At 56.8% G+C, this 9,807-nt stretch carries 8 protein-coding genes; 1 reads left to right on the plus strand and 7 read right to left on the minus strand.

Annotated features, from left to right (window positions below; all coding sequences use genetic code 11):
• The 6 genes from tnpB to LH128_RS02385 form a co-directional block, all read right to left on the minus strand.
• On the minus strand, window positions 1–203 hold a 203-nt coding region (gene tnpB / locus LH128_RS02365), incomplete at its 3' end, for an IS66 family insertion sequence element accessory protein TnpB (protein WP_008827973.1).
• A gap of 78 nt (window positions 204–281) precedes the next feature.
• Complete coding sequence (gene tnpA / locus LH128_RS02370) at window positions 282–641, minus strand: IS66-like element accessory protein TnpA (RefSeq protein ID WP_008827974.1); 360 nt, start codon at window positions 639–641, stop codon at window positions 282–284.
• 510 nt (window positions 642–1,151) lie between these two features.
• A complete protein-coding gene (locus LH128_RS33035; RefSeq protein WP_172704896.1) occupies window positions 1,152–2,054 on the minus strand; it encodes a hypothetical protein in 903 nt (300 codons plus the stop codon).
• A 250-nt stretch (window positions 2,055–2,304) separates the two neighbouring features.
• Entirely contained in the window at window positions 2,305–4,491 is a 2,187-nt protein-coding gene (locus LH128_RS02375) for a GumC family protein (RefSeq protein WP_008827975.1), read from the minus strand.
• Window positions 4,492–4,586: 95 nt separating this feature from the next.
• The gene (locus LH128_RS02380; protein WP_327195031.1) at window positions 4,587–5,918 is read right to left on the minus strand and encodes an O-antigen ligase family protein; all 1,332 of its coding nucleotides are present in this window, start codon (window positions 5,916–5,918) and stop codon (window positions 4,587–4,589) included.
• Between the two features lie 136 nt (window positions 5,919–6,054).
• On the minus strand, window positions 6,055–6,309 hold the full coding sequence (locus LH128_RS02385; RefSeq protein WP_008827977.1) for a hypothetical protein: 255 nt from the start codon (window positions 6,307–6,309) through the stop codon (window positions 6,055–6,057).
• 451 nt (window positions 6,310–6,760) lie between these two features.
• On the opposite strand from LH128_RS02385, the gene LH128_RS02390 reads away from it, so the two are divergent.
• On the plus strand, window positions 6,761–7,537 hold the full coding sequence (locus LH128_RS02390; protein WP_172704898.1) for a polysaccharide biosynthesis/export family protein: 777 nt from the start codon (window positions 6,761–6,763) through the stop codon (window positions 7,535–7,537).
• A 1,013-nt stretch (window positions 7,538–8,550) separates the two neighbouring features.
• On the opposite strand, the gene LH128_RS02395 is transcribed toward LH128_RS02390, so the two are convergent.
• Entirely contained in the window at window positions 8,551–9,747 is a 1,197-nt protein-coding gene (locus tag LH128_RS02395) for an IS256 family transposase (RefSeq protein ID WP_008827979.1), read from the minus strand.
• Window positions 9,748–9,807 lie beyond the last annotated feature (60 nt).

Genomic DNA, 9,807 nt, shown 5'->3' on the forward strand with positions numbered 1-9,807 from the left:
ATCGCCGAGGCCGAGATCGCGATCGTCCCATCCTTTGCAGATGGCCAGACAAAACGCCCTCTTTCCAGGCGTTTTGAATATAACGACATCCCGAGGCCGTCATGCCACAAGATCTTGCACAGCGATCCACTTCGTCCCCTGAAGACGTATAGATCGCCCGCATGGACGTCCTTGTTCAGCGATTGCTGGACCTGCAGGGCCATGGGCCAGCGAGCGCATTCCCCGCCGCATGTCCGTATGCCCCAGCGCAAGCCACACCCTCACGCCGCCCGGGATCGGGATCATCGCGCCAGAACCTCCACGACTGCCGCAGCCATCGCGGGAGACGCCAAACTGAAAATGCTCACCCGGCGACCATGGGAAAGCTCCACTACAATCGCCGGCTGCCCGGGAACCGGCGTGACGGCCTTGTCGTCCAACATCACAGCTTCGACGAAACCACGGCCTTCCTGCCCGGCGGCAGCCACCAGGCACAGTTTGCGCCGCCAGGTATAGACCAACGCGGTGGAGACGTCGTGCCGCCGGGCAACCTGCGCGACGCACGCGCCCGGCGCAAAAGCCTCTTCCAGAATACGCCGCTGTTCCTCGGTACTCCAGCGTCGGCGGCGTTCAGGCCCGCCGAAAACCGTGATCCGTCCCACAAACACCGCTCCTAAGTTCGCAAATAACTGCGACCTTAAGACCGATCCATCACCCCACCGGCAAGGCGCCGCTCAGCGGATGCGTACGCTGATCCGTGATCTTGCATGAAGAGAGCAGATGGTGCGATCGATCGATCCGAGGCGTGTGACACTCGGTCAGTTCCAATGGCCATCACAGGCCGCTGCCTTGTTGGGAACACACACCGCGGAAACCATCTTGGCCAGCGGTCACGTGCGACCGCACCGAAAGACCGGACATATGGAAGCAAGCGATCCGATCAAATTTTCCGTTCAGCCCTTGCAAGAGGGAGCCGTCCACATATGGAACTGGAAGGCCGCTCAGCAGCAGCTCACACAGGAAATCGTTCCCTGACGTCCTGCGGATCCGCGCCAGCTAGCGGATGCGTACGAAACCAGCGTGCTACGAAATGCGCGCTTACACTCGTCGCGCAAAAGTCTTGTAGTGTTTTCGAGTGAACCGCCCTGCAAACTGGATGCACAGTTCTGCGCTTACGATACCCCCGCCCGCGCGACTTCGCCTGAACCTGATCGTACTGAAATGGTCAATTCTTGGACTTGACAATCCGATGGAATGATGAAGGACCATTCACCATCACGCGTTGCATTTAACCGGAGCTCGAGGTTACGAACTCGCGCACCGACGCAAGCAATATGCCATTTCACGCCAGAGGAAAGATTTGCCGTGCCAGTTTTTAGCAAATGGCCGCCGGGTGTGAGAACAATATACCGCCGGGCAATCACCTGAAGCACCGGCTCGGAACTCGAATAACGCAATACAATATCATTTTGGTTCTGCTGAAAGTCGATGTCAACGCCAGCAACATCCGGGTATCGCCAATCGAACGGACCAGAAGCGGCGTGCGGATTCACAAAGTCGAGCACATTGATCTTCTCGGCGCTACCCGGTTCACAAAATATTGACCATAGCGTAATAGCTGCCAAGTACCTTCCACTACGCACGAGTCTGTCAGCACTGCCCGAAAAATTCTTGCAATCGAAATTAATATCCCGCGCAGCCATTGACCGAGCCAGATGATCGACTGACGAGGTAGGAAGACTCGAGGCGGCCCAGCTCAGGAGGTCCGTGGCAAAGTACCAATCACCTTTTGTCAATGTGCTCTCGAAAGCTAACAATCCGGGTGATTGCCGCAAAGTAGCCTCGGTAAGACCTTTAAGCCAATCGCTCCGTTCCCCCAATCTCCAAAGTCCAACCACGCGGTTAGCAGCCACTTTAGGTGCGCCTTGCTCGAGCGCGGACGATATCACGATACGCTGGACAAATCGATCTCGCCAACCTCGACTCGCAGCTACTTGAAGTACCGCTATTGCGTCTTCTTCTTTGTGGTTCACGAGCAGGCCATTGGCATACAAAGCCAGCACTTCGGCTGGCACAGGCCGCCTTGCGACTAATTCTCGAGCGAATGCCTCCCCTCGAAAACCATCATTCCTTTCAAATGCGCGCCTTGTAAGATTCTCGAGAGCATCGCTTCTGAACGGACCTGGAACAATCGTCGCAACCACCGGGTCGAACCGACCTTGACGGTCTAGTTCCACTCCGACAGCTGTAATCGCGATGATTCCTAGGATAGCGTACCACGCGGCCACTACCAAGAATCTTTCTGGCGCGCCTTTCACCGCCGTTTCATTCCTCTTTCGATCCGTAACTATAATAGTTGTAAGCGTAGTATTTATAATCAGTGTCGCCCACGCGCGGCTCGAATCGGTTAAGGACGACACCCAATATATTGGCGTTGATTAAAGCCAGACGCCTAAGGGCCGATTTTACAGCTCCTCGGTGGAAACCCGATCCATCGATCACGAATAGCACACCATCTGCCTGGCCCGCCAAGACGACCGCGTCGGACAAACCTAGTAGGGGGGCAGAGTCGACGACGACGACGTCGTACCTTTCACGCGCTTGCGAGAAAAAGGCAGGTATGCCCTCGCCCGACAAGATGAGCGCCGGGTCGGGAGGCGTTGGCAAGCCCGAAATACAGTCTAAATTCTCTATCCCTGAGTGAATCAAGACTTGGTCAAAAGTCTTGTTACCCGTAAGAAGGTCGGTCAGACCGGACGTCTTACCCAAGCCCATCGTGCGATGCAGGGTCGGACGCCGCAGGTCCATATCAACCAGCAAAACTTTCTTGCCTAGGCTGGCAATGTCGCGCGCAATGGTGCGCGCTGTGGTCGATTTGCCCTCTCCTTCCCGCGAACTTGTGATGCAAAGTATCTGGGGCAAGCCGCTCACGGTGGAGTACTGCAGGTTCGTGACCAACGAGCGGTAGGCTTCGCTGACGCTGGAGCGGCGATCAGCTATCTTCTCGTCCACGTCTTCGTCTGCCTTCAGCATTGGGATCAGGCCGAGCAGACGCATGTTAAGCTTGCCTTCGACATCGTCCGGGGTTCGGATCGCATCGTCAAATATCTCGCGAACGAATACCGCGGCGGCCGCAAATATCAGACCGAGAATAAATGCAACTGCAAGATTGATCAGCAGCTTGGGAGAGGCCGGAACGCGCGGCACTTCAGCACGATCGACGATCGTGATATTGTTATTGGACGCCCCTGCAGTTGCGCTGATCTGGTTGTAGCGTGACAAAAGCGTTTCGTAGAGCGCGCGATTAGTGTCAGCCACACGCTTTAGCACAGAGTATTGAACGCCGCGATCCTGTTCACCGAGCGCCTCATTACGCAAGTTATTGACTTGTCCAGTAAGCGACCTCTCTCTTTCAAGCGAAGCTTGATAGTCAATGAATGCGGTCTTTTTGAGCGTCTCCGCAAGCATACTTATCCGACGATCAAGTTCTGAAATCTGCGCACGCTTCGACTTAACAGTGGCGTAACCTTCAAGATGACGGGATTGCTCCTCAGCGAGCTCACCCTCGATCCTAGTCTTTTCGCCAATGAGTTGTTGAATCGCTGAATTTGAGTTGACCTCCGGCACGCTCAGAGCCGGTTGTCTAGCCAGCGTGTTCCAGCGATCCTCGGCCGTGATCCGATCTGCCACCGCCTTGGAAGCTGCTTCGTTTAACTGCATCAAAGTACTGTTTGTTACCGAAAGCGCTGCCTCTTGTGTGCCGCTTTCGCCTTGGCTAGTGACACGGATTAAACCAGCGGCGCGTGCGTACTGATTAAGATCTCGCTCGGACTGCGTGAGCTTGGCTCTTGCTTCGGAGAGCTGGTCACCGAGGAAGCGCCGCGCATACGCGGAGCTCCCATACTTCTGATTCAGGTTATACTCGACGTATCGATCTGCATAGACATTGGCGAGCTTCGCCGCCAGCGTGGCGTCGCGGCTAGTGACAGTGATCGTTGCAATCCGGCTATCCGGGGGAAGATCGACCTTAAGGTGATCGACCAGCACATTGACGGCGGCTTCCTGCCGCACTTGCGCAAGCTGCCTGCCCTTAACATCCTGCCCTTCAGGAAAGTCGGCATCTAACGCTTCGAAAAATTCCGGCTTCTTGTCAAAACCACCGCTCTGGATGACAATTCGCGCAAGCGAGCGGCTCTTGATTATGCCTAACTGCGTCTGCAGAAAGCGATCAGTGTCCCAACTAGCGCCTACTTTTTGCAGCTCACTGCCTTCGATGATCTGATCGGCCTGATCTTCTATCAGCACCTGCGCATTCGCCATGTACTTGGGCGTGATAAGCAGCGTGAGTGCGAAACCGGCAATAATCATGCCCACCAGAATAGCACTAATGAGCGCAATATTGCGGCGCACCGCCCGAAGGACGGTCTTGAAGACGGCCGCAAAATCGAGACCGTCACCATGATCTTCGGGATAATCTTCGACGATATCCCTATCGAAACCAACGTTTTGCAAGTCTTACCCCGCCAAATAGGTGTGGCACGTAGGATTGTGCCAACATCCGCTTAATTCACAGCGTACAAGTTGCGGGCGGTCCCGCAAACTGCAAGCTATCTCAATTCGCGTGCCACTAAAGATTCGTGAGCCGATCGTGCCATGAAAATTCCTAGCGCCATAGCCGCGACGCATAAAAGCGCTTGGCTGCGCAAGGGATAATCCAAAATTGACTGAAACGCCAAGAGGATGAAAATTGCGAGCGCTGCGGCCTGAGAGCCACGACCAACCTCTCTGCGGATGCCACGCCAGGCCAACACCACAATGGTAACAGCCCAGAGAACGATGAGGAAGGGCGCGATGGCACCTGATTCAACCATTGTTTCCAGATATTCATTGTGCGCGCGCGCGGCGCGGCCGGGGCTAAGGTTTTCCAGCGATTCGTCGAGCTGAAACACCTCATCGAACGTGCCAATCCCGCTGCCGACAGGCCAAAAACGCGAGATGGACGATTGAGCATCTTGCCAGATCGCCGGCCTCGCATCCTCCAATGTGTCAAATCTCGAAAGACTGCGCTGAACGCGCGCATTGCTTCCCAGCATCGCGACAGCACCAAAAATAACGGCAACTGTCACAATTAGCGCCAGCAATCGAGCGCGGTGCTCTAGAAACGTGACACGCACCGTCCATAAATAAAACAAGAACATAACCACCGGAACTACCACGAGTGTCATGCTGGACCTTGATTGGGTCAGAACCAATCCAAGCCCTAACAATAGTGCGACGCCGAAGCCAACCCCCATGCGTAATACGCTCTGACGCGGCCGCCACAGCAAGCCGACCAGCGCGCACAAGCCTATATCGATGAACAATCCTGCGGTATTTCGATTGGCGAAGGTACCGCGTAAGCCTTGAGAGTTCGCTCCTTCGCTATAGAGCATGAGTTCGCGATTTCCCAATGCGAGTTGTTGCGCGCCCAGAACGATACAAAAAACGCAGCAGGTGACGAGGACAGCCAGCAAAGACCAGCTATCACGAAACGTGCATCGCCAAGTAAGGATGAGTATTGCTAGCGGAGGCACCAAGGCAAGGAACGCAATGATTGTGCGGTTTAAGTTTAGCGAAATCGGCATCCAGTTGTCCTGCTCACCGATAAGTACAATCGATTGCTCAACCACTATCCGACCCGGGAGCAGATGCCACACAGCAGGCGGCAGCGGGATGCATTGCATCAACGGAAGGGCAACGGTGACGCCTACAACAACTGAAAGGGCGCGGGGGGCTTCATTGAAAAATTCGGCAAACGCATCCCTGTGATACGCCAGCGCCCCAAGCGCCGCTAGCTGAACCACGAGATTCGCGATCCCGGCCCCCGAGCCGCCGCCGCCAAAGACAACTGCCACAATTAGCAAGCCTTGGGCGGTCAAAATGCGCGAACGTAGTGCCAACAACAGCCTATTGCCGTAACGATCACGTAGGGCCTTATTTTCGAGCAGACCGCCTCCTCAACGCTATTCTAATAATAAAAAAAGAAATCCCGCCCCTGGCTCGGCCAAAAGCGGGAAGCTTTCATTAAGCTGCAGATCAGCGTTCCAGCGACGTATCTCCCTGAGCAGCCATAATAAGGTTACAACCGACAGCAACAGAGCCGACAACCCCAAACTGGGTCGTGACGATATAGTGCCTTTGCTTCCCGTGGAAGACTATTGTATGCCAGCCCACCGACGTCTGCGCAATCTTGCCCGAAGCGATCGGCGCGGCCGTGCTTGCCTGCGCCGTAAGCGGAGAAATGAGCACACTGAAAGCGAACATCGCTGCAATGGCCTTCTTGAGCTTCATACGGCCTCGGGAAATTGATTGTGGACGACGCCTCTACAGCAGCATATCGCAATGCACAATGATGCGCAAAACCAAATGCGGCGTTCTGCGAAAGTTGCCTGTCGGTACCGTCACGCTCGCGACGACCCATCATCCATGGCTCTTGGCCGTGGGCTCACAAATTTGCTGGTGCTCGAGCCATTGTCACACCTATCGGGCGGCGATAGAAAATCCGCCTACCCCGATCAGCCTTCAACTCAGAACCAACTCGAGAAAATGACGGTTAACGGGTTCGTCGTTGTAGGAGCACCGGAGCCGCTCGATGAAGACGTTGTCCATCCACCGGGCCAGACCCATCGATGCCCACCCTAATCTCTGCGCGGCACGTCGCGCAGAACGCTGACTACGGCAAAGCTGATCAGGCAACAGACACCGCTTTTCCGATCACAAGATCGAACAGGAGTTGAACGGCTTGCGCAAGCCTTCCGTCCTGACTAATCGTGAACCTCAACCGGCCATGACCGCATGGAGACCTCCAATAGTGCAAAAATTCAAGATCGCGCTAATGTTCGGCAGCGTTGTTGCAGGCTCCGCTCTCGCAGGCTGTGCGAGCACGGTAAACAATCCCGACTTGCCACAAGGTCCCGCAGCCTATCAGGTGATTCCCTCTACTGTCCCCGTCCCCACCGAGTACCCGGTGCGCGCTAAAGACAAACTGACACTACGCGTCTTCAATGAGCCCGACATCTCGCAGGATGAATTGCGGGTGGACGACGTCGGAATGATCCATGTACCGCTGATCGGATCAGTGAAGGCCAAAGGTCGCAGCGTGGACGAATTGTCTTCTGACATCGCGTCTCGGCTCGGTGCCCGCTACATAAAAAATCCACAGGTGGCGGTTTCCGTAAAGGAACCGGCCCCCAGCTTTGTTTCAGTAGAAGGCGAAGTCGAGAAGCCCGGGGTCTACGAAATCGATGGCCGCACAACCTTGCTGGCGGCGCTGGCACGGGCGGAAAGTCCGACGGCGACCGCTAAGTTAAGTGAAATCGTGGTGTTTCGAACCATCAACGATCAGCGCATGGCTGCGCGCTTTAATCTCAAGGACATTCGCGTTGGACTTACCGCCGACCCCATGATTCTGGATGGCGACGTGGTGATGGTCGGATACTCCCGCGCAAAAGGTATCTGGCAGGATATCCTGAAGACTTCGCCCATCTTCAATACATTTGCAGTTATTGCGACGAGATAATTGCGGCGAGCGTAACGAGGCCCGGACTTTTCCGAGGTCGCTTTCCATCGTCAGAAGATTTGGCGCAGATCGCGGCGTAGAGTAGCGGAGTTTGGGCCCCGACTGGGGCTTGATGTTAAGCGGCAAGTTGGAGACCCGCAAAAACTGGGTAGTTCGAAGCGGGTCGGTCGGGGGAGGACAGCCCCCTATGCTGCTGGACCATAAAGGGCGCGCATTTGGTTTGTCTCCGGCGGCATTTCGGGCGGCTTCACCCGGCTCTTCCGGACGTCAGGCAGAGTCATCCCGTGCTTTCGCGGCGTTCGTGGAAGATCGGCTTGTTGAAGTTATAGGCCAGATTGCAAAGGGTGTTTGCGCTTCAATTCGCGCGCTACCACCGGGCCAGTCCAGCTCCGGAAGCTTACGTCGCCCAGGTTTGACGCCGGAGGGGCCATCCAAGCGGCCCTCCAGATCTATGTCACCGATCTCGGCCGGAACCGGCCACGCCAATCCCGAGAGGTCGAAGCGCACGATCATGTCGCGCACTGTAGATCGAGCAAGGCCAGTCAGTCGGGCGATCTCGCGCATCCGGACACAAGCCTCCCGATACATTCTCATTACTTCTCGCACATGGCGCATCTTCGGCCTCCTCGTCGGCATCTCCATCCTCCGGCTGCTGCGCCGATAAGATGGACCCAACGATCGGGCTTCTCATTCCCTCCCGGGTGGCCGGGAATTGCTCGGAATGGTGGCCGGCATCATCTCGGATGGTGGCCGGGATGACCTCGGAACCCGCCTACCGATCAATGAATCACCACAGCCGCCAGAATGCCATCGGTTTTTGCGGGTCTCCAGCTCGGGCGGCATCGGCAGACAGGCGGCGCTTGCCCGCTCCCATAAACTCATTTAACCAAGTGTAATCCGGCTCTGGGAGATGTCTTCCTTGTGTCGATGGCGGAGTAGTATGCCCCACAAGGAGGGTCGTGTCCCACTGGGTGGTGTAGGAACCGTCGATCCACGGCAGGATCAGGTTCGGGTCAGGCCGCCAAGGCTGGCAGACTGATGACCGGACTATGGCTCACCGAGCCGAGTGTTTCCAGTGTCATGTAGCGGCGCGATACCGCCCACTCGTCATTTTGTTCTAGCATGAGTGCTCCAACGAGGCGCATCACGGCGGCGTCGTTGGGGAAGATCCCGATGACATCGGCCCTCCGCTTGATCTCCTTGTTCACTCTTTCCAGTGGGTTGGTAGAGGCGATCTGCGCCCAGTGCTCCTTGGGAAAGGCCATGTAGGCGAGCACGTCCTCGCGCGATGCATCCATCATATTGGCTAGCTTGGGAAACTTCTCGCGCAGGGCTTCGGCGACCTGCTCCCATTGCTGGTGTGCCGCTTCGGCCGTCTCCTGCGCGAAGATCGTCTTGATCATGGCGATGACGGCCGGCCGCTGCTTGGGCGCGACATGGGCCAGCGCGCCTCGCATCCAGTGCACCCGGCAGCGCTGCTGGCTCGCGGCGAACACCTTGCTGGCGGCGGCGCGCAGTCCCTTGTGATCGTCGGCTATGACCAGCTTCACCCCGCGAAGGCCCCGATCTGCCAGCGAACGCAGGAAGGCTTTCCAGAAGGGCTCCGCTTCCGATGGACCGGTGGCGACGCCGAGAACCTCGCGCCTGCCATCAGTATTGACGCCCACGGCGATTATCGCCGCCGTCGAGACGATCCGCCCGCCTTCCCGAACTTTGAGGTAGGTGGCGTCGATCCACAGGTAGGGCCACTCCCCCTCAATCGGCCGCGCCAGAAAGGCATTCACCCGCTCGTCGATCTCGGCAACCAGACGACTGACCTGGCTCTTCGATACGCCGCTGGCGCCCATCGCCTTGACCAGATCGTCGACCGAACGAGTCGAGATCCCGTGCACATAAGCCTCCTGAATTACCGCAGCCAAAGCCTTCTCGGCGGTCCGGCGCGGCTCCAGGAAACTCGGGAAGTAACTGCCCTTGCGCAGCTTCGGGATCGCCAGATCAATCCGACCAGCGCGGGTGTCCCAACCACGCTCGCGATAGCCGTTACGGTGGTTGAGCCGGGCTGCACTACGAGCACCGGCAGGAACCCCGGTCTTCGCCTCGATCTCCATATCCATCATGCGCTCGGCGGCAAAAGCCAGCATCTCGCGCACCAAATCGCTGTCAGCCCCTTGCTCAATCAGCTCAACAAGGGCCATTCTGTCGTCGGTCATCGTCTTCTTCTCCAGGTTCGAGTTCGCATCCGAACCCTACCAGAAGATCGACGGTGGCCA

The sequence above is a fragment of the Sphingomonas sp. LH128 genome, from assembly GCF_000293195.2.
GTDB classification, from domain to species: domain Bacteria; phylum Pseudomonadota; class Alphaproteobacteria; order Sphingomonadales; family Sphingomonadaceae; genus Novosphingobium; species Novosphingobium resinovorum_A.

Bases quoted from the DNA above. Each gene is read 5' to 3' on its own strand.
- LH128_RS02395 (WP_008827979.1), bottom strand. From the start codon at position 9,747: ATGACCGACGACAGAATGGCCCTTGTTGAGCTGATTGAGCAAGGGGCT.
- LH128_RS02385 (WP_008827977.1), bottom strand. From the start codon at position 6,309: ATGAAGCTCAAGAAGGCCATTGCAGCGATGTTCGCTTTCAGTGTGCTC.